At 69.6% G+C, this 20528-nt stretch carries 25 protein-coding genes; 9 read left to right on the forward strand and 16 right to left on the reverse strand.

Translation table 11 applies throughout. The annotated features are described in order from the left end of the window. Positions 1–18: 18 nt before the first annotated feature. From U870_RS23200 to U870_RS23710, 3 genes are all read right to left on the reverse strand, one after another. Positions 19–963: a helix-turn-helix transcriptional regulator gene (locus tag U870_RS23200; RefSeq protein WP_025157830.1), complete on the reverse strand. Its 945-nt coding sequence runs from the start codon at positions 961–963 to the stop codon at positions 19–21. A gap of 203 nt (positions 964–1166) precedes the next feature. After that, positions 1167–1955 (reverse strand): hypothetical protein, encoded by a 789-nt coding sequence (locus tag U870_RS0113040; RefSeq protein WP_025157831.1) that lies wholly within the window; start codon positions 1953–1955, stop codon positions 1167–1169. Beyond that, positions 1955–2524 (reverse strand): RNA polymerase sigma factor, encoded by a 570-nt coding sequence (locus U870_RS23710; RefSeq protein ID WP_081815290.1) that lies wholly within the window; start codon positions 2522–2524, stop codon positions 1955–1957. The genes U870_RS0113040 and U870_RS23710 overlap by 1 nt, the downstream gene beginning before the upstream one ends. Positions 2525–2698: 174 nt before the next feature. On the opposite strand from U870_RS23710, the gene U870_RS0113050 reads away from it, so the two are divergent. Further along, entirely contained in the window at positions 2699–3409 is a 711-nt protein-coding gene (locus tag U870_RS0113050) for a YceI family protein (protein WP_345817876.1), read from the forward strand. Position 3410: 1 nt separating this feature from the next. Here U870_RS0113050 and U870_RS0113055 read toward each other — a convergent pair whose 3' ends face one another. Next, on the reverse strand, positions 3411–4709 hold the full coding sequence (locus U870_RS0113055) for an alpha/beta hydrolase (RefSeq protein WP_025157834.1): 1299 nt from the start codon (positions 4707–4709) through the stop codon (positions 3411–3413). 231 nt (positions 4710–4940) lie between these two features. After that, positions 4941–5870 carry a helix-turn-helix transcriptional regulator gene (locus tag U870_RS0113060; RefSeq protein WP_162819149.1) on the reverse strand — a complete coding sequence of 310 codons (930 nt, stop codon included), beginning with the start codon at positions 5868–5870 and terminating at the stop codon, positions 4941–4943. A gap of 226 nt (positions 5871–6096) precedes the next feature. Here U870_RS0113060 and U870_RS24395 point away from each other — a divergent pair, with 226 nt between their 5' ends. Then, positions 6097–6288: a hypothetical protein gene (locus U870_RS24395; RefSeq protein ID WP_162819150.1), complete on the forward strand. Its 192-nt coding sequence runs from the start codon at positions 6097–6099 to the stop codon at positions 6286–6288. Positions 6289–6294: 6 nt separating this feature from the next. On the opposite strand, the gene U870_RS0113070 is transcribed toward U870_RS24395, so the two are convergent. Next, positions 6295–6732 carry a hypothetical protein gene (locus U870_RS0113070; RefSeq protein ID WP_162819151.1) on the reverse strand — a complete coding sequence of 146 codons (438 nt, stop codon included), beginning with the start codon at positions 6730–6732 and terminating at the stop codon, positions 6295–6297. Between the two features lie 141 nt (positions 6733–6873). Between U870_RS0113070 and U870_RS0113075 the strand changes: the two genes are divergently transcribed. Continuing rightward, positions 6874–8406, forward strand: a complete 1533-nt coding sequence (locus U870_RS0113075; protein ID WP_025157837.1) for an ATP-dependent DNA ligase — start codon at positions 6874–6876, stop codon at positions 8404–8406. Between the two features lie 226 nt (positions 8407–8632). Then, positions 8633–9247, forward strand: a complete 615-nt coding sequence (locus U870_RS0113085) for an HdeD family acid-resistance protein (RefSeq protein ID WP_025157838.1) — start codon at positions 8633–8635, stop codon at positions 9245–9247. On the opposite strand, the gene U870_RS24400 is transcribed toward U870_RS0113085, so the two are convergent. Then, positions 9244–9417, reverse strand: a complete 174-nt coding sequence (locus U870_RS24400) for a hypothetical protein (protein WP_162819152.1) — start codon at positions 9415–9417, stop codon at positions 9244–9246. The two genes, U870_RS0113085 and U870_RS24400, sit on opposite strands and share 4 nt — an antisense overlap. 104 nt (positions 9418–9521) lie before the next feature. On the opposite strand from U870_RS24400, the gene U870_RS0113095 reads away from it, so the two are divergent. After that, positions 9522–9746, forward strand: a complete 225-nt coding sequence (locus U870_RS0113095) for a hypothetical protein (protein WP_025157839.1) — start codon at positions 9522–9524, stop codon at positions 9744–9746. A 403-nt stretch (positions 9747–10149) separates the two neighbouring features. Here U870_RS0113095 and U870_RS0113100 read toward each other — a convergent pair whose 3' ends face one another. After that, complete coding sequence (locus U870_RS0113100) at positions 10150–10779, reverse strand: TetR/AcrR family transcriptional regulator (RefSeq protein WP_025157840.1); 630 nt, start codon at positions 10777–10779, stop codon at positions 10150–10152. 54 nt (positions 10780–10833) lie between these two features. Between U870_RS0113100 and U870_RS0113105 the strand changes: the two genes are divergently transcribed. Further along, positions 10834–12297, forward strand: a complete 1464-nt coding sequence (locus U870_RS0113105) for an MFS transporter (protein ID WP_025157841.1) — start codon at positions 10834–10836, stop codon at positions 12295–12297. 79 nt (positions 12298–12376) lie between these two features. On the opposite strand, the gene U870_RS0113110 is transcribed toward U870_RS0113105, so the two are convergent. Continuing rightward, positions 12377–12850 (reverse strand): ATP-dependent zinc protease family protein, encoded by a 474-nt coding sequence (locus U870_RS0113110; protein ID WP_025157842.1) that lies wholly within the window; start codon positions 12848–12850, stop codon positions 12377–12379. Between the two features lie 25 nt (positions 12851–12875). Between U870_RS0113110 and rimK the strand changes: the two genes are divergently transcribed. Next, complete coding sequence (rimK, locus tag U870_RS0113115; protein WP_025157843.1) at positions 12876–14075, forward strand: 30S ribosomal protein S6--L-glutamate ligase; 1200 nt, start codon at positions 12876–12878, stop codon at positions 14073–14075. Positions 14076–14149: 74 nt separating this feature from the next. On the opposite strand, the gene U870_RS0113120 is transcribed toward rimK, so the two are convergent. Next, on the reverse strand, positions 14150–15103 hold the full coding sequence (locus tag U870_RS0113120; RefSeq protein WP_025157844.1) for a hypothetical protein: 954 nt from the start codon (positions 15101–15103) through the stop codon (positions 14150–14152). A 22-nt stretch (positions 15104–15125) separates the two neighbouring features. Next, positions 15126–15320 carry a hypothetical protein gene (locus U870_RS24405; protein WP_162819153.1) on the reverse strand — a complete coding sequence of 65 codons (195 nt, stop codon included), beginning with the start codon at positions 15318–15320 and terminating at the stop codon, positions 15126–15128. Between the two features lie 129 nt (positions 15321–15449). On the opposite strand from U870_RS24405, the gene U870_RS0113130 reads away from it, so the two are divergent. Further along, positions 15450–15740 (forward strand): DUF4287 domain-containing protein, encoded by a 291-nt coding sequence (locus U870_RS0113130; RefSeq protein WP_025157845.1) that lies wholly within the window; start codon positions 15450–15452, stop codon positions 15738–15740. Positions 15741–15747: 7 nt separating this feature from the next. Here U870_RS0113130 and U870_RS0113135 read toward each other — a convergent pair whose 3' ends face one another. After that, positions 15748–16101 (reverse strand): UBP-type zinc finger domain-containing protein, encoded by a 354-nt coding sequence (locus tag U870_RS0113135; RefSeq protein ID WP_025157846.1) that lies wholly within the window; start codon positions 16099–16101, stop codon positions 15748–15750. A gap of 64 nt (positions 16102–16165) precedes the next feature. Then, positions 16166–16987 carry an alpha/beta fold hydrolase gene (locus tag U870_RS0113140; protein ID WP_025157847.1) on the reverse strand — a complete coding sequence of 274 codons (822 nt, stop codon included), beginning with the start codon at positions 16985–16987 and terminating at the stop codon, positions 16166–16168. A 276-nt stretch (positions 16988–17263) separates the two neighbouring features. Between U870_RS0113140 and U870_RS0113145 the strand changes: the two genes are divergently transcribed. Further along, a complete protein-coding gene (locus tag U870_RS0113145; protein WP_025157848.1) occupies positions 17264–18298 on the forward strand; it encodes a cupin domain-containing protein in 1035 nt (344 codons plus the stop codon). Between the two features lie 256 nt (positions 18299–18554). On the opposite strand, the gene U870_RS0113150 is transcribed toward U870_RS0113145, so the two are convergent. The 3 genes from U870_RS0113150 to U870_RS24410 form a co-directional block, all read right to left on the reverse strand. Then, the gene (locus tag U870_RS0113150; RefSeq protein WP_029947576.1) at positions 18555–19109 is read right to left on the reverse strand and encodes a hypothetical protein; all 555 of its coding nucleotides are present in this window, start codon (positions 19107–19109) and stop codon (positions 18555–18557) included. After that, positions 19109–19588 (reverse strand): septum formation family protein, encoded by a 480-nt coding sequence (locus U870_RS0113155; protein WP_025157851.1) that lies wholly within the window; start codon positions 19586–19588, stop codon positions 19109–19111. Before U870_RS0113155 ends, U870_RS0113150 begins: the two co-directional genes overlap by 1 nt. 450 nt (positions 19589–20038) lie before the next feature. Further along, positions 20039–20242, reverse strand: a complete 204-nt coding sequence (locus tag U870_RS24410; protein ID WP_162819154.1) for a hypothetical protein — start codon at positions 20240–20242, stop codon at positions 20039–20041. Between the last annotated feature and the right edge of the window lie 286 nt (positions 20243–20528).

Consider the following 20528-nt stretch of genomic DNA (forward strand, 5'->3'; position numbering starts at 1 on the left):
CCGCCGGCGCTCAGCTGCTCAGCCGCTCAGGGTGTCCCGCGGGCTCTCGCCGAACGTCTCGCGGTAGTAGGCCGCGAAGCGCGGCACATGGGTGAAGCCCCAGTTCCGAGCGATCTGGGCGACCGTGGAACCGTCCGTCCGCTCCCCGCGCTGCAGATCGGCGCGCGCGGCCTCCAGGCGGATGCGGCGCAGATAGCGGGTCGGGGTGTCGCCGACCACGCGCTGGAATGCCTCCTGGAGTCCCCGCGGGGAGAGCCGGGCCGCGTCCGCGATATCGGCGACGCTGATCGGCCTGGTCACGTTCGCCTCCATGAAGGCGATCGCCCGGCGGACCGCCGCCGGCGTTGCGGTCGCCCCGTCGTGCTCAGCGGGCAGATCGAGCAGGTTGCTCGGGTAGGCGGCGACCAGCGCGGCGACCAGTCCGCGGAACAGCGCATCGCGCAGGAGCGCGCTCTCGAACAGCGCGAGATCGGTCGCCGCATCGCGGGCGTGGGCGGCGGTCGCCGTCCACAGGCGCGCCCGCTCCGGCGAGACCGGCGTGGTGCCGTCGAAGCGGACCATCAGCCCGGGACGACCGAAATGGTGCCCGAGGAGCTCGCGGACCGCGCCCTCGTCGAGCTGCGTCACGGTGACGAGCAGGCGGGTGTCCCAGTGGGCCTCGGCGGCCGCGATCGGGTACAGGTACGGCTGATCGGTGTCGAACTCACGACGCCCGGAGGTCACGCTCAGCGGGCGCGTCGCCTCGCCGATCACGAAGACGCTCTGCGCATCCATCACGGCACGCCCGGCCGACCGCTGATCGACCGACAGCAACGAGAAGCGCTCGTCGCCGGTGACCGAGAAATCGAACGAGAACGCCGACCCCTGCGGGACCGTCAGATCGCTGCCCGGGTAGACGCCCCGGAGCAGCTCCAGCGCGACATCGGGCTCCGACGTGCTCATCTCCAGACGCGTGACCGGCACGACAGCCCTCCTCACCGTCGCCTCCGGGGGTGAGGCGCCGACGCCTCTCCAGTATCGCCTCGTGCTCGCGTCGCGCCAGCCGCGCATTCCGTCCGTGATGTCAATGGGTTCCCCGACTCGGATTCAGGCGCTATGCATCGTCGGCGACCGACGTCGTCCGCCCTTCCGCCACGTGGGTTGTCCGTTCTCGGGCGCTTCCCTGTCTACTTGTCGGTGACCGGGCTGCTGGGGTCCGGGTCGCTGTCGCAGACGGTCGTGCCGATCCCGAATCTGCCGATCACGGTCGATCCGTCCGACTCGTACACGTTGATGCAGCCGATGCCCGTGAAAGCACCGAACTCCTTCACGTAGATGAAACCGAGCTTCCCGTTCGTCGCCTGCGCCCCTTGCAGATCAGGGAACCCGTTCGTCCCGTTGGGAGCGCCGTACGTCTGACCGTGTGCATTGACGCCCCAGGCGCTGGTGGTCGCGCCGCCGTATCGGGCGAGTGCCTTCCAGGTCGTGCCGGGGTCGGCGGTGACGGTGATGGATGTGCTGCCGGGAGCGAGGAAGCCGTCTGTGATGTGCACAGTCGTCGACCGCGTGCCACAGTCCCACTCGCTGCTGCCGACCATCGGAGTCACCGTGCCCGAGGCGTCCTGGGAGAACCCGTTCGTCGACGGAACGGAGATGGTGCCCGCGTCGCTGATGCAGGTGACATCGATGATCACCGTATTCGCTCCCGTGATCGCGGGTCCGAGCTCGATCGTCGCGGTGCCGGTACGGATGACGTCGACCGCCGCTCCGATCGGAGCGACCGTGGTGGTACCGGGGAACGTCGTGATCACGATGGCGCCCCCTGTCGTCGCGACGGCAGCGATCGCGATGATTCCTGCCGCCACCATGCGGGTGCGGCGCTGTCTCCGCTGGAGACCGCTCGTCGCGGTGCCGACAGAGGCGAGCTCGGCGCGGACAGCGGCGGCGAAGCCGGGATCCAGCTCGGAGTCGTTCATCAGCTGATCCCTTCGGTCGGTAGCGGTGCCGGGTCGAGGTCATGCAAGTCCACACGAAGGCGTGCTCGCGCGCGATGAAGTCGCACTCGGGCGGTTGGAGGTTTCAGTCCGACCACCAGTGCAGCCTCGGCGAGCGGGACGCCTTCCAGGACAGTGAGGACCAGGAGAGCACTATCGACGGAGGAGAGTTCACCGAGGGCGGCTTTCACGCGACCCCGGGTCTCCATCGCCTCCGGGTCCGGGCCGTCCACGGCCGTGCTGCGAGGAGCAGCGCGAAGAAAGCGTTGGTACCGCGATGTCGAACGGCGCAGGTTGCGCGACAGGTTGACGACGGTGACCAGGAGCCAGGGAAGCACCGACCCATTCGCGGGCCTGACCGCATGGCGCTTGCGCCAGAGTTCGAAGAACGCCCCTGCCGTGATGTCCTCAGCATCATGCTGGGAATCGACAAGCCCACGTGCACGACGATAGACCCGCTGGCGATGCAGATCGAACAGCCGCCCGAAAGCGTCACCATCGTTCTGGCGCGCTCGCTCCCACAGCTGGAGCTCGTCTGAATCATCCGTCACACCTCAGAGTGTCCGCACGGCCTCCATTCGTTACACCGAATCGCGGGATGCTGCGTATTCGGCACGAAAGGACAGACCCTCGGGCGGAGAACAGCGACGACCCGGGGTCACTCCCAGCCCGATCATCGCCGACTCCCAGCCACCGCGACTCACTGAGTCCGTAGGTTTGTTGACATGTCCCCGATGAAGAAGTCCTCGAAGATCTGGATCTCCGTCGCCGCCGGCGTCGTCGTGCTCGGCGTGGCCGGCGCGATCGCCGCCCCCTACGTCTACCGCGACCTCATCGCCGCCCCGGCGGACGCCGTGCCGACCATCGCGCTCACGACCGACCCGGATGCGAAGACCACCATCGACACCTCCGACCTCAGCGGGGACTGGCAGGTCGGGGCATCGTCATACGCCGGCTACCGCGTCGACGAGGTGCTGAACGGGGTGAACGTGACGGTCACCGGCCGCACGGCCGACGTCGCCGGCTCCTTCACCGTCGACACCCTCACCCTCACGAAGGCGACGGTCACCGTGAAGGTCGGCACCATCGCCACGGACGAACCCAACCGCGACGACTACTTCCGCAGCACGGCGCTCCAGACAGACCGGTACCCCGAGGCCACCTTCGTCCTCGCCGATCCGATCTCGGTGAGCGCACCGGCGGCGGGAACCGCGCAGACGGTCACGGCCACCGGAACGCTGACGCTGCACGGCGTCTCGAAGGCCGTGACGGCCGACCTGCAGGTCGGCCTGAACGGCAATGGCGGACAGCTGAGCGGCAGCATCCCGATCACGTTCGCGGACTACGGGGTGACCGCCCCGAGCCTCGGCTTCGTCACGGTGGAGAAGACCGGCTCGATCGAGTTCCTGCTCAATCTGAAGAAGGCGGCAGGCTGAGTCACCCTGCAGGCGCCAGTCCGAGCAACGGGTACAGGTCTGTGAAACCGCCCTCCAGACCGCCCGTGAGCGCCCCGATACCGTGACCACCTCTCGGGATGTCCACGAAGGCGGTGTTGACGCCTGCGGCATGGGCGAGCTCAGAACCTCGCAGGGCGACGTGGTGGTAGGCGGGATCGTCTGCACACGCGGTGAAGATCATCGTCGACTCCGGATGCGAGAACGTCCGCAGCCAGCTGAAGGGCTTCGCCCGGTCGTAGGCCGCCCGGTCGCCGCCGAACTCGTCACGAAGAGTGGCGTCGGGATGCTCGGCCCCGGGGAACTCCTCGCCCGATATGTCGAGCACGTTGGAGAAGACATCCGGGTGCCGGAGACCGAACGACAGCGCGCAGAGTCCACCGTTGGAGTAGCCGGCAGCGGTCCAATAGCGGTGATCGCGTGTGACGTTCAGATGCGCCTCCGCCCAGGCCGGTACGTCCTCCGTGATGTACGTGGCGGCGTTGCCGAAGCGACTCGTGTCTCGGCACAGCGTGTCCTGCGTGGGGCTACCGAGCTGATCGGCGACGACGACGATCGGCGCCAACCCGTGGTGGGCGGCGGCGAAGCGGTCGAGGACCTGGGCGATGGGCTCCGGATCGGGGTTGCCCGGCTGCCCCATCATCATCACGACGAGCGGAAGCGCCGGGGGGTGTGCCACGCGGGCGGCGGGTGGGAGGTAGAGGCCCGCCTCGCGGGCGTGGAAGCCACTCGCCGTCGCGGGGATGCGCGCGGTGCCGATCTCGCCGTGCACGGGCATGTCCGACGGCGCCTTCCAGTGCTTCCAGAGCTCCACGTCGTAGCCGGAGTCGGGTTTGGCCTGCGGCGGAGTCAGTTTCAGCGGCCGGGGCACCGTGATCGCGAGCAGTCCTCCGACGGTGCGGTTGAGTCCATAGTTGGCGTTGATGCCGAGTGTGGCGGCCACCAGAAGGACCGGGATGCCCGCGAGGGCGACGACGATGCGCCACCGCGGACGACGGGAGATGCTCGCCACGCACAGCGCCACGCCGCAGCTCGCCGCCGCGAGCCACGCATAGTTGCCTGCACCGAGCGACTCGCCGAACAGGTTGAGCCAGCGCACACAGACCAGCCACAGCAGCACGGCCACCGCGAGGCCGCCGACCAGCGCGAGCACGACTCGCGTGAGCCAGCCGCGGGTGGGGCGACGGATCAGGAGCGCGACGAGGACGGCCGCGGCGAGCCCGTACAACACGATCGGCAGCGGCCCGCTCAGCACATCGAGAGACAGCACCCCATCGAACACGTGACGACCCCCGTCAGTACGGCCCCACGAATGCTCGGCCCCCCGCACCGGGATCCGCTCCGGATCCCTCGCTCATTCAACCGGATGCGGAGAGGATCGGCGCTGGGATTCGCCCCGGTATTCTGCGCATCCGTTCAGAACGGCGGCGCCTCCGGCGGCCACCGCGGTCCCGCGGTCCCGCGGTCGCGACGAGACTCGGACCGGCGGCCCGGCCCGACGCGGCCAAGGGGATCAGCCCTCGGCGGCCGGGGCGTCCAGCTCCATCGCGCGGTAGAGCGTCGAGACGGATCCGAAGCCGACCGTCCGGGCGATCTGGCTCGCCGGCAGCCCCGGGTGGAGTTCGCGCAGCTCTCTGGCCGCGCGGCTGCGAGTGGCGCGCAATTCCCGCGCGACCGTCGTCCCTTCAGCGGCGAAGGCGACCTGAAGGCTCCGGGGGGACACACCGGCCATCGCGGCGAGGCGCGGCACCGTCAGACGGGCGTCAGCATGATTCTCGACGATGAGACGGATCGCCCGCGAGAACAGCGTGAGCTCGCTCGGATCGCCCTCGGCGATGAGACGGGCGAGAGCCCGCGCGACCTCCAGGGCCACGGACCGCAGCGGCCCGAGCACGACCGAGTCGCCGACCGATCCGGAACTCAGCGACGAGGTGAAGGCGAGCAGCGGAGCGAGCACGTTGGCGGGGATCTCGGGTCGCGCCGTACCGGCGTCCGGTTTGACGTCGAGGTCGTGCACGAGCGTGCCCGGCGTGCTGATGTAGAGGAGTTCGTTGAGCGGGTCGAGGGTCTCGAAGGCGATCGGGGTGTCGCCCGGGGGGATCAGAGCCAGCCCGGGACGGCGGTGCACCACGGTTGCATCCGAGGTGATGGCGATCCGCCCACTCACCCGCACGACGATCGCGGCGCGAGTGAGCGACAGCTCATCACGAGGCCATTCCACGACGGCCCGAGGGAGGTGCACGTGGGCGAACGTGATGTCGGGGAACCGTGCCATCTGCAGCCGGAGGCTGTCGCTCGGCTCCAGCTCGACGATCCGCAGGTTCGCGGATCGCAGGTACGTCGCCAAGGCGTCGTTCGTCGACGCGGCATCGATGCCGCGCACCGTGAAGTGCATGCCTTGCACCGGAGGCATCGCATCCCAGTTCGTTCGTCGTGACGTCACGCGCGCCTCTCCGATCCCCATCCGACCGTCATAGTGAATCACCGAAAGAATGTGACGAAAAGGGCAGTGACGTATCAACCGAACCGTGCATCGGTAGACCCATCGGTCGATGGTGAAATGAGCAAAACTCGCAGAATGAGTCGCAGATCACGCATCGAACCCGCCGGCGTGTGCGGCCGTGGGGAGACTCGGTCACGCAGTTCTCATCTCGCGGGAGGAGCCGACGATGTCAGCAACACCGGTCACCTGCACTCTTCTGGTGCCAGGCTTCGGACTCGTGACGTGTGTCACCGAGACGACCCAGAGCACGCGCGGCGACGCCCGGTTCACCGTGCTGCGATCGGCGGTCGACGACCAGCGACGACGTGTGGATCCGCATGTCTGGACCCGTGTGGAGCGCATCCTCTGCGCGCGCTGACGGCGCTCAGCGGGCGTCGAGGCCGGTGACATCGTGCACCCACGGTGAGACCTCGACGCCTGTCGGATCCGGGGCGCCGTCGAACCCCTGGAGCTGCACCCGGAACGCCGTACCGTCAGCGAGGGTGGTCCCCAGCCACGACCCGCCGCTGCACGCGCCCTGGGTCGAGTCGACCGTGCCGGCGGTCACCAGGAGGCAGAGCCGGTTCGGTGGGTCCCCCTCCAGCAGATACAGGTCGTAGCCGGCCGACTGGCCCTGATAGCGGGCGCTCGACGGATCGACCCCGTCGAGCGACGCGACGGTCTTCCGCGCGACCGGCGGCAGCTCATCCGCCCGCGACCGCTCCCCGTCGAACGGGGACGGCATCGCCGTGCATCCCGTCGATGCGGTCAGTCCCACAGCGAGCGCCGCCGCGACCGACACGGCCCTCCACCATCCCCTCATGGCCCACCCCCTCCGCCCACCCTAGCGACGGAGCTTCTCGAGGTTCACGTCGTTGCGCTCATTCCCGCCTGGGGACGGCAACGACGTGAACCTCGGCGGCGAGCGCTGGCGCTGTCGGCGGGCGGTGGGAGACTGGGCGGCGTGCTCCTCGACGCGCTCGTGACCACCTCCGACACCGTCGCCGCGACCCGGTCGCGGCTGGCGAAGGTCGACGCCCTCTCCGATCTGCTGAACCGGCTCGCGCCCGACGAGATCGCTCCGGCGGTGGGGATGCTGGTGGGTCGTCCGCGACAGGGCCGCGTCGGGGTCGGGTGGCGCGGACTCGGCGCCGCGATGGGGCACGCCGCCGAGGAGCCCACGCTCACCGTCGGCGACCTCGATGCTCTGCTCGACCTCCTGCCCACCCTCTCCGGCACCGGGTCGACGGCCGAGCGCACGGCGGCCCTGCGCACCCTCACCGGACGCGCGACGGCGGCCGAACAGGACTTCATCGGGCGGGTGCTGCTCGGCGAGATGCGCACCGGCGCCCTGGAGGGAGTGCTGCTCGACGCCGTCGCACGCGCCTCCGACCGGCCCGCGGCGAGCGTCCGTCGCGCGGCGATGCTGTCGGGGGATCTCGGCGAGACCGCCCTCCTCGCTCTCACCGCCACAGCGGACGAGCTCGACGCGGTGGGGCTGGTGATCGGCCGGCCGGTACTCCCGATGCTGGCGGCGACGGCGGCCAGCGCGAGTGCCGCGCTCGACACGACGGGGGAGGCGTCGGTCGAGTTCAAGCTCGACGGCGCGCGCATCCAGGTGCACCGGCACGATGACGACGTGCGGGTGTTCACCCGCACCCTGGCCGACATCACCGCGCGCGTCCCCGAGGTCGTGGAGGTGGTGCGGGGGATGCCCGCGCACAGCCTCATCCTCGACGGCGAGACCCTCGCCCTCGACGAGGACGGCGCGCCGCGGCCCTTCCAGGAGACGATGTCGCGATTCGGCTCCGCCGCGGCGAGCGAGACCGTGCTGCACCCGTGGTTCTTCGACATCCTCCACGTGGACGGCCGGGACCTGCTGGACGAGCCGCTCGCCGTCCGCCGCGCCGAGCTGGAACGCGTGGCCGGCGAGCACCGCATTCCGGGCCGGGTGACGGACGACCCCGCCGTGGCCGAACAGGTCGCCCGCGAGGCGCTCGCGGCGGGACAGGAGGGCGTGGTCGTCAAGGCGCTCGGGTCGCCGTACGCCGCCGGTCGGCGCGGGGCCAGCTGGATCAAGGTCAAGCCCGTGCACACCTACGACCTCGTCGTGCTCGCCTGCGAGTGGGGGTCGGGCCGCCGGCAGGGGCTGCTCTCGAACCTCCACCTGGGGGCGCTCGATCCGGACGGCGAGCACGGGGAGCCCGGCGGATTCGTCATGGTCGGCAAGACCTTCAAAGGCCTCACCGACGAGATGCTGCGGATGCAGACGGAGCTGTTCCAGCAGATCGAAGTGCGACGGACGCCCGGCACGGTCTGGGTCGCACCGACCACCGTCGTCGAGATCGCCATCGACGGCGTGCAGCGCTCCAGCCGCTACCCGGGCGGGATCGCCCTGCGGTTCGCGCGCGTCAAGCGCTATCGCGACGACAAGACCGCCGCCGAGGCCGACCCGATCGCGAACCTGAAGGCGCTGCTGCGCGGGGCCCGGGAGTAGGCTCCCGCCATGACGAACAAGACCCCGCGCGAAGAAGAGATCCAGAAGGCCGAGGAGGCCAAGGTCGCCGAGAAGGAGCGCCTGGAGCGCGAAGAAGAGGAGCGCCTGCGCTGACCCGCGCCGCTCGATCCTTCGGACGCCCTCGCGGCTGTCCGTGACGACGGCCATAGACAGGCGGGGCCGCTGAGCGCTAGCGTCCGAAGCATCCACGGAAAGGATGCTCGCGATGTCCACTACTCAGCCTTCGGGTTTCGCCGCCTTCTCGCTCAACGGCAAGGACATGACCTCGTCGGTCATCAACAGCGTGCGTGTCGCGCTCGGCATCAGCGGCACGGTCGCGCTGATCATCGGCGTCATCATCGTGTTCTGGCCGAAGACGGCAGCGGTCGGGCTCACCATCCTGCTCGCCATCTCGCTGCTCGTCTCGGGCCTGGCGTACCTCAGCATCGGGATCTTCGCCAAGGGGCTCAGCGGCGGCTCGCGCGCGCTCGACATCGTCTTCGGCGTGCTCCTCGTGATCGGTGCGATCATCGCGTTCGCCAACCTGAGCGGGACGACGGCGTTCCTGGCGGTCTTCCTGGGGATCCTCGTCGGCATCGCCTGGATCGTCGAGGGCGCGGTCACGCTCGCTCAGCTCGGCGACTCCCCCTCGCGCGGCTGGGCGATCTTCTTCGGCATCCTGAGCATCATCGCCGGCATCGTGCTGCTCTTCACGCCACTGTGGGGCATCGTGGTGCTCTTCATCCTGACCGGCATCAGCCTGATCGTGCTCGGTGTGATCCAGATCATCCGGGCGATCACGTTCGGCCGCGGCGTCGCGACCCCGTCGTCTGCGGTCTAGGCGACCGCCTCCTCGTACGTGTGGGTGCGACCGATCTCGCACCAGCAGCGCACCCGGATCGTCTCCTGGTTGACGGTGCTCACGTAGACCTCGACGTGGACGTCGAGCGGGTTGCCGCACTCCTCGGCGTCCGGCCCGTTCTTCGTCGCGCGCGGGGTGATGGTCGTCATGGTGGTCCTCTCGTCGGCCGCGGGATGCGCCCCTCCACCTGAGGAGACGGGGTCGCGGGCGATCCATGACGCGCAGAGGGAAAAAAGGCCCCGCATCCGCCGTCATGACTCGCGGACGCCCTCGTCTCCTCACCGTGATGATGCTCGTGCTCGGACTGTTCGCTCTGCTCGCCGTCGCCGCCGTCCTGACGGTGGGCGCGATCGGCGTCGACCGTCGCGCCGTGCCGCCACGAATCCGGCGGCGGAGCGACGGGGAGCCTGCGCTGGACGAGGGCGTCTTCACGGCAACGACGCGGATCGCGTCGTCGCCCCTCGACTGGCCGCTCTGACGGACGGCGCGGAGAGCGCGCGAACCGACGGAGCCGCGACGGGCCGGACGACCGGGAGGCGGCGCCGCGACGGGCCGGGTTCTGGGGAGGGAACCGAGAACCGGCCCGTCGACGACGGCGGCCGCTCCGCATTCGGGTTGTCGGAGCGGGACCGGGAAGAGGTGGGGGCGCCGAACGCCGCGTCCACCGTGATGAGATGATGCCCCCAGAGGATGCCGACTGCTCCGTGTCGGGTTGAGACGTCATCGCTGGTCGGATTTCGAATCCACATCGCGGCGGCATCCCCGGGCAGAGACCACGCTATTGCCCCGCACCCCGTGTCCTCAATCTGGAGGACAGAAACCGTCAGCAATTGACGGTGGACCGGTCTGTCTACTGATTGATCACGCGGCGATGATCCCCATCACGACAGGGAATCCCTGCGCACGCGGCCGACGCCCGAGCTCAGCGCCTGGAACAGTCGCTCGACCCGCCGCCGATGCCCGCCGGCGACGCTCTCGGGAGCCTCGCCCGCGACCAGTCGACGCGCCGTCTCGACGAGCACGGTGCTGTAGCCCGCGATGACGAAGGCGGAGAGCAGGGTCGCGTCCCCGTCGAATCCGGCGTCCGCCTCCAGCTCGGCGCGGAGTGCGGCCTGGAGCTCGGCCGCGATCTCGCGGGTGCGGGCAATGAGGGCGGGCGACGCCGCCACGGTGCGGAAGAACGGAGTGGAGCCCTCGGCGAGACCCGAGAGCGCGTGTCGCTCATCGAGCACCCGGACCGCAGCGGCACGCAGCGAGTCGAGCACGTCGACGCCGGGCGCGCGGTCGGCGATCGCCCCGTGCAGCAGCGCGACGGCGTCGTCCGTTCGATCGAGGAGGAGGTCCTCCTTGCGCGGGAAGTGATTGAAGACGGTCACGCTCGAGACCCCGGCCTCGCGGGCGACCTCGGCGACGGTGACGGAGTCGAATCCGCGCTCCAAGAACAGCCGGGTGGCGGTCAGCGAGATGCGCGCGCGCGTCGCGGGGCCGCCGCGCTCATCGGTCCGGGCCATTCTGATCACACACCTTATCTTGTGTCACTACATTTAGTCGCTTAAGCTAGTCTCATGTCCATCGATCAGACCACCAGCGCGACGGGTTCATTCAACCAGGGTCGCCGTTCCCCGGGGTCGCTGCGGGAGGCATGGCTCGCGCTCACCGGCCTGTCGGCCGTCTTCCTGTTCGAGATGCTCGACAACTCGATCCTCAACGTGGCACTGCCGACCATCGGCCGCGAGCTGCACGCCTCCACCACGGGCCTGCAATGGGTGACCGGAGCCTACGCGGTGGTGTTCGGCGGCGCGATGCTGGCCTTCGGTGCGATCGCCGACCGATTCGGCCGCCGACGGGTGATGCTGGTCGGCCTCGTGCTGCTCGGCCTCGCGAGCCTCGCCACCGCGTTCGTCAGCACGGCGGAGGAGCTGATCGCCGTCCGTGTCGCCATGGGAGTGGCGGCGGCGATGACGACGCCCGGCTCGCTGGCCCTGGCCTTCCGCCTGTTCGCCGCCGACGAGCTCCGGGTGCGCGCGACGACCCTGATCTCCACCGTCGGACTCGTCGGGCTCGCGATCGGGCCGACGGTGGGCGGCCTGGCCCTCGCGGTCGTTCCCTGGCAGGCGCTGCTGCTCGTCAACGTCCCGATCGCGGCGCTCGCCTTCGCGGGCATCCGGGCCGGCGTCTCCGCCGACGATCCGGCCGAACTGCACCGCGACCCGATCGACGTCCTCGGCGCGGTGCTCGGCACCGCCACGATCGTGCTCGCGCTGGTCGCCCCGACGCTCTTCGTGAACGAGGGCGCCGCCTCCTGGCAGCCGTGGACAGCGACGGGCGCGGCGCTGGCGTCCGCCGTGCTCTTCGTCGTGCGCGAGCGGACGGCGCGCTACCCGCTCCTCGACCTCGCCCTGCTCGCGCGCCCGTTGGTCTCGAGCGGGCTGGCCTACAAGGCGGCCTCGGGACTCGCGGTCGCCGGCCTCGGCTACCTGGTGACCCTCCAGCTCCAGCTCGACTGGGGCTGGCCTCCGGCGCTGGCGGCACTCGGGATGCTGCCCCAGGTCGTCGTGCTCATCGCCGGCGGCGCGATCGTGAGCCCGTTCGTCCGCTGGGCCGGTTTCCGCCGGGCGGCTTGGATGAGCTCCGCAGCGGTGATCGCGGGACTCGCCGTCTACGCCACGCTCGGCCGGTTCGGCTACGTCTGGGTGGCGATCGCGCTGGCCCTCGTCGCAGCCGGGATGCGCGTCGTCGGCGTGGTCGCCGGGGTCAACGTGATGCGCGGCCTCCCGGAGAACCGCACCACGATCGGCGCGGCCCTCACCGACACGGCGAGCGAGGTCGCCTCGGGCGTCGGCCTCGCTCTCGCGGGAACCCTGCTGGCCGCGCTCTTCACGGGCAGTCTCGCCTCCACGGGGTGGAGCGTCGCGCAGACCGGCGAGTTCCGCACCGCGGTGACCCTCGCCGCGGGGGCGCTCACCGTGCTCGCCGCCGCGCTCGTCGCGTGGGGCTTCGCGCGCTCCCGCGAACGCGCCGCGACGTAGCCGCCTCGAGACGGCTCGAAATCGCACGAATCGTTGCGAGGCGGCGCAGAATCCGCCGCCTCGGTGGCGCAGGCGATGGCTAGGCTCGGCCGCGGTTGCGGCGACGCACCTCGCGCGGGGCGCGACCGCCGAGGAACGAGGACCCGGGGTCCACGAGGAAGCCCTGCCGCAGCGCCTCCCGGCCCACCAGCATCCGGAACCCCATCTGGTCGCGGTTGCTGAGCGTGGTCTCCGCGTGGATGGTGCGGCCGGCGAGCACGAGCTCGAGCAGCACCACGATCCGCTCCTCGGTGTGCCCCGACGAACTGCGCACCACGCGACGGTCGTGGACGGCGCACTCGACCTCGATCGCGTCGACGTCCGTGTCCTGCCACGGGTGCACTTTGAAGCGCACGCGGCCTCCTGGCAGCTCTTCGACGTCGAACGCGTGCAACGCGGAGCTGCGAGCTCCCGTGTCGACCTTGACCTTGATCCACGGAACGTCGATACTCGGCAAGCCGACCCACTCGCGCCAGCCGACCACCACGGTGTTTGAATGGAGGTCGTCAGCCATATCCCCCATCTTGGCAGGAGCACCGGTGAAACTCGCCATCCTCTCGCGCGCCCCGCACGCCTACTCGACGCAACGGCTCCGCGCGGCGGCGCTGCAACGCGGTCACCGGGTCAAGGTGCTGAACACGCTGCGCTTCGCGATCGACCTCTCCGGGGACGAGCCCGACCTGCAGTACCGCGGCAAGCTCCTGTCGGACTACGACGCCATCCTGCCGCGCATCGGCAACTCGATCACCTACTTCGGCACGGCCGTGGTACGCCAGTTCGAGCAGATGGACGTCTACACGCCCAACACCGCGAACGGGATCACCAACTCGCGCGACAAGCTGCGCGCCAGCCAGATCCTGTCCCGGCACAACATCTCGATGCCGGCCACCACGTTCGTCAACAACCGCAACGACGTGCGACGGGCGATCGAGCAGGTCGGCGGCGCGCCCGTGGTCATCAAGCTGCTGGAAGGCACGCAGGGAATCGGCGTCATCCTCGCGCCCGAGGTGAAGATCGCCGAGTCGATCATCGAGACACTGCACTCCACCAAGCAGAACGTGCTCATCCAGAGCTTCATCCGCGAGAGCCGCGGGCGCGACATCCGTGCGCTCGTCGTGGGCGACCGCGTCGTGGCGGCGATGCGGCGCGTGGCGAACGGCGACGAGTTCCGCTCCAACGTGCACCGCGGCGGAACGGTCGAGCGGGTGGAGCTGACGCCGGAGTACGAGCAGGCGGCCGTGCGCTCGGCGCAGATCATGGGCCTGCGCGTCGCCGGCGTCGACATGCTCGAGGGCAACGGCGGACCGCTCGTGATGGAGGTCAACTCCTCCCCGGGTCTCGAAGGGATCGAGCGTGCCACCGGCCTCGACGTCGCCGGCGCGATCATCGACTTCATCGACAACCAGGTCGCCTTCCCCGAGATCGACGTGCGACAGCGTCTCACCGTCTCGACCGGCTACGGCGTCGCGGAACTGCTCGTGCACACCAATGCGGATCTCGTCGGCAAGACGATCAAGGAGTCGGGGCTCTGGGATCGCGACATCACGGTGCTGACCGTGCACCGGGGCAGCTCCGTCATCCCGAACCCGCGCAGCGGCGTGCTGCTGGAGCCCGGCGACCGCCTGCTGTGCTTCGGCAAGCTGGAGGAGATGCGCTCGATGATCCCCGACCGCCGCAAGCGCCGCGCGAAGGTGCGCAAACTCCCCAAAGAGCATCTCTCTGAGCCCGAGACCCCCTGACCGCACCTCCCCGTCCCGGGCGCCATCCCCGCCCCGCACCCGCCGAGTCCGCAAAGAGTTCGTGTACTCGGCGGTCAGGAGGCTGAGGGGGCGTCCCACCAGCGGAGGACGCGGAGCGCACGGAGGGTGACCCAGCGGCTCGGGTGGCCCTCGCCTTCGCCGAAGTCGTTCCAGGCGGGACCCTCGTGGTGGTTCTCGAGGAGCCAGAGGCCGCGGTCGTCGGCCGTGCCGCGGACGAGTTCGACGGCGTCGGCGAGGCGCGGATCGCGGCGGTCGGCCCGTCGGAAGTGCTCCAGTCCGCGCAGCACGTCGTGGTACCAGTGCACCGGGTACGACAGCATCGTCATCCGCGGGTCGGCGACGGCGCCGGTCGAGCGGCGGCGGTGGAGGCCGCGCGCGAGCAGGTACTCCTCGCCGGTCGCCAGTGCCTCGGCCACCGCCGGATCGGCGCGACCGGTGCGGTTCCAGGCCGCGAGCCCCTCCACCGCGCAGATGGTGGAGTGGAACGACGAGACCCGCGCACCGAACTCGACCCAGCAGTTCCAGGCGCCGTCATCCAGACGGCCCTCGACGAGGGTGCGCGCGATGCTCGTACCGTCCTCGCCGAAGTAGGCGGCGGAGGCGAGGGCCACGCCGTTGATGCACGGCTCCACCTCGCCGTCGAAATAGGGCTCGCCCGCGTGCTCCCAGCGGACGTTCGCGCGCACGCGGCCGAGGGCCTCCCGCACCGGCGGCGCGTCGGGCTCGACACCGAAGTCGGCCAGCTGCTGGAGGACGAAATGCGTGGCGGTCCAGGCGTCGAAGAACGGTCGGCTCTCGTCGACCCAGCCCGGCCGGTACGTGCCGCCGTCCCAGCGGCCGTCGGCGTCCTGCAGGGCCAGCAGCTCGGCGCCCCAGCCCTCGCGCGCGACGCGTGCGCGTTCGGCCGCGACCTCCTGCGCGCTCGCGTCCGTCAGGTCGCGAAGGGCCTGCCAGCGGATGACGGGGTCGCCTTCCAGCAGCCACTCGATCGCATCCGTGCGCGTCATCGTGCTGAGCGCGGCTCCCGCGCTACCTCCGGGCGTTCTCGACGTCGAGGGCGGAGTACACGGCTCCGCCGCATTCGGTGCACGACCCTCCCGCGGTCAGCCGGAGCGAGCCGTCCACCGTCCGGCCGATCACGACGATGCGGCCTCCGCAGCGCGGGCAGGGCACCACGACGGGCATGCTCGCGGGCACAGGGCCGGTCGGTGAGGTGGGGGGCATGTGTGCCACTGTCGACCTATCAGAGGCCATCGCGCAAGGGCCGATCGATATATTGAACGAGACTTGCCGCGCGATCCGGGCCTGCGACAGGCTCGATCCCACAGATTCGCGACCTCAGGGAGGATGACGATGTCGTTCCAGGCGTATCTCGACAACATCGAGGCCAAGACCGGGCTGACCCCACGGCAGTTCATCGAGTTGGCTCACGAGCGCGGGCTCGACGCACCCGGCACGAAGGCGGGCGCCATCCTTGCATGGCTGAAGGACGACTACGACCTCGGCCGCGGGCACGGGATGGCTCTGGTGCATGTGATCACCAAGGGTCCGCAGATCGGCGCCACGCAGGTCGGCACCGCCGGGACCCGCTCCCATCGGTCGGAGACCCTCTGGCTCGACGGGGTCGCGACCAAGCCCAGCTGACGCGTCCTCAAGCCAGCAGGCTCTGCCAGTCGGCGGGGACGCGGTCGGCCGGCCCCGGAGTCGGCTGGTCGAGCGGGTGGCTGCGCGGCTCGGCGAGCTCGGGGCCGCCGATGAAGCGCTGTGTGGTGTAGTCCCAGAACCAGTCCTCGCCCGGCTCGAAGCTCTGGATGGCGCGGTGCCCGGTCTGCTGCGCGTGCGCGGTCGCGTGCCGGCCGAGCGACTGGTCGCAGCATCCCACGTGCCCGCACTGCGCGCAGCGCCGCAGGTGAAACCACCACGAGCCGTCTCGCGTGCACTCGACGCAGCCGGGCCCCGAAGGCGGAACCGTCGGGTCGATGCCGTCATAGGCGGTACCGGTCATGATCGTCTCCTCGTCCATGCGGGGGCGCGCACGGCACGGATGTCCGCGGCGCCCCCTGGCTCGGTCACTTCTTGATGAAGTCCAGGATGTCCTGGTCGAGCTCGTCCTGGTAGGCGCCGAAGATGCCGTGCGGTGCGCCGTCGTAGACCTTCAGGGTGCCGTCCTGGACCAGCGTGATCGACTTCTCGGCGGCGGCGGCGATCGGGACGATCTGGTCGTCGCCGCCGTGCGCGATGAACATCGGCACGTCGATGGCCTTCAGGTCCTCGGTCTGGTCGGTCTCGCTGAACGCCTTCACGCAGTCGTAGGCGGCGGCGAGGTTCACCAGCATCCCCTGCCGCCAGAAGTCGTCGATCGCACCCTGGGAGGTCGCGGCACCGTCGCGGTTGAAGCCGTAGAACGCGACCGCGAGGTCCTGGTAGAACTGCGAACGGTCCTTGAGCACGCCCTCCCGGATCCCGTCGAAGACCTCGATCGGCGACCCCTCGGGGTTGCTGTCGGTCTTGAGCATGAGCGGCGGGACGGCACCGGCGGTGATGACCTTGGCGACACGGCCGTTCGCGAACCGGGCGGCGTAGCGCACGACCTCGCCACCGCCGGTGGAGTGCCCGATCAGGATGATGTCGTGCAGGTCGAGCGCCTCGACCAGTTCACTCAGATCCTGGGCGTAGGTGGTCATGTCGTTGCCGGTGTAGGTCTTGGCGGAGCGGCCGTGGCCGCGGCGGTCGTGCGCGATGGTGCGGTACCCGGCATCGGTGAAGAGCTTGAGCTCCACCTGCCAGGCGTCGGAGCTGAGCGGCCAGCCGTGGCTGAGCACGATCGGCTGGCCCGTGCCCTGGTCGGTGTAGTAGATCTCGGTCCCATCAGTGGTGGTGATGTACGGCATCGTCTGCTTCCTTCTCGTTCGCGGTTCTCCGGACGATGCCGAAGCTACTCGCGCGCGACGGCGACGGGCAGGGGCGACCGCTCGGCGGCGGTCGTCGTGCGCCTGAACATTCGGCGAATGGCAGGAGTCGCCTTTCCCCCGCGCCGGTCGAGCCGCCTCGACGGAGCACCCACGATGCGGCGGACGGGGCTCCCGCCCACCCCGCCGGCCGTTCTACGCTCCTGACGTACGCACGCATCGAACGTCTCGGGCAGGCCCGGGAGACAAGGGGTCGCCATGTCGGAGTCCAGGCACGTCGCACAGCTGATCGGCGGAGAGGGCGTCTTCGAGAACGAGTTCGGCAGCATCACACAGGTCACCTCGTCCTCGCTGCCCATCCTCACCGGGATGTCGGTGAAGCGGATCACCCTCGCACCCGGCGCGTTGCGCGAACCGCAGTGGAACGTCAACGCCAACCAGATCGCCTACGTCGTCGCGGGCACGGTGCTCGTCTCGACGCTCGGCGACGGCGACACGTTCTCGACCTTCGTCGTGCAGACCGGCCAGATGTACCACGTCGAATCCGGCGCGGTCTATCACATCGAGAACGTGGGAGAGGGGAAGGCCGAGATCATCGCCGCGCTGCGCACGGACCGGCCGCAGCACTTCTCCCTGCAGGACAGCGTCAGCGCCATGACGAACGCGGTGCTCGGCAACACCTACGACCTCCCCGCGTCGGCCTTCGCCGCCTTCGACCGGCAGCACTCGTCGCAGATCGTGCGCCGCGACGGCCCGGCGCGCATCCCGGACTCCGCGGGGCTCCCGAACGCCCGCCTCTTCGACATGGCCGGCCAGCACGCCCCGCTCTCGTATCAGTGGGGCCAGGCGCGCCTCGCCCGCAAGCAGTTCTGGGCCGCCCTCGACGACCTCTCGATGTACGAGCTGGAGATCGGCGGCACCGGGATGCGCGAACCGCATTGGCACCCCGTCACCGGCGAGCTCGGCTACGTGCAGAGTGGCCATGCCCGCATGACCGTCCTCGATCCCGACGGCTCGCTCGACACCTACGAGCTGCGCCCAGGCCAGGCCTACTTCGTCCCCCGCGCCTACCCGCACCACATCGAGGCGCTCGGAGACGAGGGCATCCGCTTCCTCATCTTCTTCGACCAGCCCACCCCCGGCGACGTGGGCTACCGGGCGACGGCGTCTGCCTTCTCCCGCGAGGTGCTGTCGGCGGCGTTCCAGGTGCCGGAGCGGGATCTCCCGACGTTCCCGTTCACACCGGTCGACCCGCTGATCGTGGAACGGGTGAATCCGCGGGAGGGGGAGTGACGGTCGGTGGCGGACCGACGGAGAGGCGCCCCCTGAACTCGCGGGTACGTGGGCGAGGTCACCTCGGCGCCCCGCCCACGCGGCCGTACGCATACACCCCTGCACACGAAGGCCGAGAACGACCTTGGCAGCACACGCGGGGATTCGCCGCACGATTGCCTGCGCGTCCGTAGTCCGCAGCCCTCGATGCAGTGCCCCGGCGGGAAGCGAGCAGTGTGCCCCGGCCAGGCCGCCGGTGCCGCTCGCGCGGCGCAGCTCACTCGCCCGGCGATGCGTCGCCGGCGGACGGCAGCAGCGCCGACCCGCTCAGCGGGTCGAGGTTCGTGTCGAACAGGATGCAGCGGATACGGTTCGGGCCCGATTCCGTCCAGTCATCGGCCTTCACCCGGATCCAGAAGTAGCCGTAGTCCGAATCGTCGTAGGACGTTCCCACCGCAGCCGAGAAGGCCTCCATGCACGCTCCGTCGGAGAGGGTGTGCACACGGTCCTCCCCCGGGAATCGACCACCGCCGAGGTCGGGAGTGGCGAACACCTGGCTCACGTGCGCATGATCGCAGTCGAGGAGGGCGACCCCTTCGCTCGTCAGCGACCCTCCGGTGAGGTAGTCGGTGCAGGTCCCGGTCGCGAGCTGCCCCAGCGGCGAGTGGCCGAGGAGCACCGCATCCGTGAGGTCCGGCGGCCGGGCCGAGTCGTCGTGCGAGCGCGCTGCACTCAGCGGGGCGACGATCTCGGACGGGCCGGAGGCGCTGCAACCGGCGAGCGCGAGGAGGGCGACCAGACCGAGAAGGCCGGCGCGGAGGGACCGGACCATCAGGTGTCGTCGTACTCGAGCTTGGAGCCGTCCGCCGCGAACAGCGTGCACCGCACGATGCGATAGCCCGCATGCCATTCGGTCGGCGTGGGAGGGATGTATCCGTAGTCGAAGGCACCGTTGCCGAGGTTCTCCTGGTCGACGAAGACGAGCTGCCGGGCGCAGAGCGCCCGGACGGTGGTGTCGAAGTCGTCGGTCTCCGGCTTGGCCTCCCCCTCGTAGCGGATGGATCCGTACACCTGTCCGTCATGCGGGACGTCGCACTCCTTCGCAAGGACGAAGAGCGCGTCGGTCCGGCCCGCCGGGATGCTGAAGCAGCCGCCGATGATCAGACTGCTGGCCGCCATCGTGCCGGCCGGGCGTGCGGATGCGCCCGGGGCACAGCCCGCCAGCAGGGCGATGAGGGCGACGGCGCAGACGACGACCGACGAGCTCTTCGGACCGCCGTGACGTCGCGGCCCGGGACGGAGAGCACGCATGCATTCGACGCTACGAGCCGGCGCGCGGCGCCACCCGGAGGTGCCGGCGAGGTTCAGTAGCGGGCGGCGGGCAATTGGGTAGGCGGTTGGCGATGTGGTCGACTCCGGAGATCATGACCCCGGACATGATCCTCACGATCCGCGCATCCGCATTGAGCCGAATCGGGGAGAGGCGAGCTTGCAGGAATGACATGACTCCAGCGACTTGCCCGGGCCAGACGAGGAAAGCGATTCCGAAAGTGACGAGAGCCGCGCCATTCGCAAACGGCCCTCGCTCGTCACGTGAGCGACCTCCGAAGCCCCGGTCTCCAGCAGATGGTTCTCCGGTCGAATTCGCCGAGTGCACCAGTCTCGCTCTTCAGTTTTCACGACCTTCGGGTTCTGACCCAGGAACGCGTGGACTTTCTGCGTCGCTCGCTCCCTGGGACCTGATCGATGCTCGTCTCGCGATCAGCCTGTTGAATTTCCGCCAGGGTACGGATCACCGATCTCATACGCGTCGAAGAGAGCCCGATTCACAACAATCTCGTGAATCTTCTCCTCAACGCGCACAGACAACACCCAGCTCTCTGGAGCGACCGACACGCTTCCCGCGCCAACGCCTCGAAAAGACAGCCGGGCCTCCCCGTGCTCGCTCGTCTTGTACTTGCCCACTACGACTCCTGCTAACCCGCCGATACCAATGGTGCGATTCCTCGATCGCTCCATACGCCAGATAGAGAGGCCACCGACTGTGCCTGCCAGAACAAGGGCTCCAAGGACAATTAGGATAGCCACGTCGTCACCGCACTCTTGTGGAACAGATGGAAATTGGGCATACGCTTCTCTTCCATTTCAATTCCGACATCATCCGGCATTTGACTCACGACATGCCTCCCGGCGGCGGGGTTCCGTAGAACGGCGACCACGGATCGAATTGCCCAGGTGCGAGGGTCTGCCT

The organism is Leifsonia aquatica H1aii, assembly GCF_000633535.1.
Lineage (GTDB): Bacteria > Actinomycetota > Actinomycetes > Actinomycetales > Microbacteriaceae > Leifsonia > Leifsonia aquatica_A.

Excerpts from the sequence above, each read along its gene's own strand:
- U870_RS0113100 (WP_025157840.1), bottom strand. The coding sequence starts at position 10,779 with ATGGCCCGGACCGATGAGCGCGGCGGCCCCGCGACGCGCGCGCGCATC.
- U870_RS0113140 (WP_025157847.1), bottom strand. The coding sequence starts at position 16,987 with ATGCCGTACATCACCACCACTGATGGGACCGAGATCTACTACACCGAC.
- U870_RS0113155 (WP_025157851.1), bottom strand. The coding sequence starts at position 19,588 with ATGCGTGCTCTCCGTCCCGGGCCGCGACGTCACGGCGGTCCGAAGAGC.
- U870_RS24400 (WP_162819152.1), bottom strand. The coding sequence starts at position 9,417 with ATGACGACCATCACCCCGCGCGCGACGAAGAACGGGCCGGACGCCGAG.
- U870_RS0113120 (WP_025157844.1), bottom strand. The coding sequence starts at position 15,103 with ATGACGCGCACGGATGCGATCGAGTGGCTGCTGGAAGGCGACCCCGTC.
- U870_RS0113050 (WP_345817876.1), top strand. The coding sequence starts at position 2,699 with ATGTCCCCGATGAAGAAGTCCTCGAAGATCTGGATCTCCGTCGCCGCC.
- U870_RS24405 (WP_162819153.1), bottom strand. The coding sequence starts at position 15,320 with ATGCCCCCCACCTCACCGACCGGCCCTGTGCCCGCGAGCATGCCCGTC.
- U870_RS0113110 (WP_025157842.1), bottom strand. The coding sequence starts at position 12,850 with ATGGCTGACGACCTCCATTCAAACACCGTGGTGGTCGGCTGGCGCGAG.
- U870_RS0113040 (WP_025157831.1), bottom strand. The coding sequence starts at position 1,955 with ATGAACGACTCCGAGCTGGATCCCGGCTTCGCCGCCGCTGTCCGCGCC.
- U870_RS0113130 (WP_025157845.1), top strand. The coding sequence starts at position 15,450 with ATGTCGTTCCAGGCGTATCTCGACAACATCGAGGCCAAGACCGGGCTG.
- U870_RS0113085 (WP_025157838.1), top strand. The coding sequence starts at position 8,633 with ATGTCCACTACTCAGCCTTCGGGTTTCGCCGCCTTCTCGCTCAACGGC.
- U870_RS0113095 (WP_025157839.1), top strand. The coding sequence starts at position 9,522 with ATGACTCGCGGACGCCCTCGTCTCCTCACCGTGATGATGCTCGTGCTC.
- U870_RS0113150 (WP_029947576.1), bottom strand. The coding sequence starts at position 19,109 with ATGGTCCGGTCCCTCCGCGCCGGCCTTCTCGGTCTGGTCGCCCTCCTC.
- U870_RS0113105 (WP_025157841.1), top strand. The coding sequence starts at position 10,834 with ATGTCCATCGATCAGACCACCAGCGCGACGGGTTCATTCAACCAGGGT.
- U870_RS24395 (WP_162819150.1), top strand. The coding sequence starts at position 6,097 with ATGTCAGCAACACCGGTCACCTGCACTCTTCTGGTGCCAGGCTTCGGA.
- U870_RS0113135 (WP_025157846.1), bottom strand. The coding sequence starts at position 16,101 with ATGACCGGTACCGCCTATGACGGCATCGACCCGACGGTTCCGCCTTCG.
- U870_RS0113145 (WP_025157848.1), top strand. The coding sequence starts at position 17,264 with ATGTCGGAGTCCAGGCACGTCGCACAGCTGATCGGCGGAGAGGGCGTC.
- U870_RS0113070 (WP_162819151.1), bottom strand. The coding sequence starts at position 6,732 with ATGAGGGGATGGTGGAGGGCCGTGTCGGTCGCGGCGGCGCTCGCTGTG.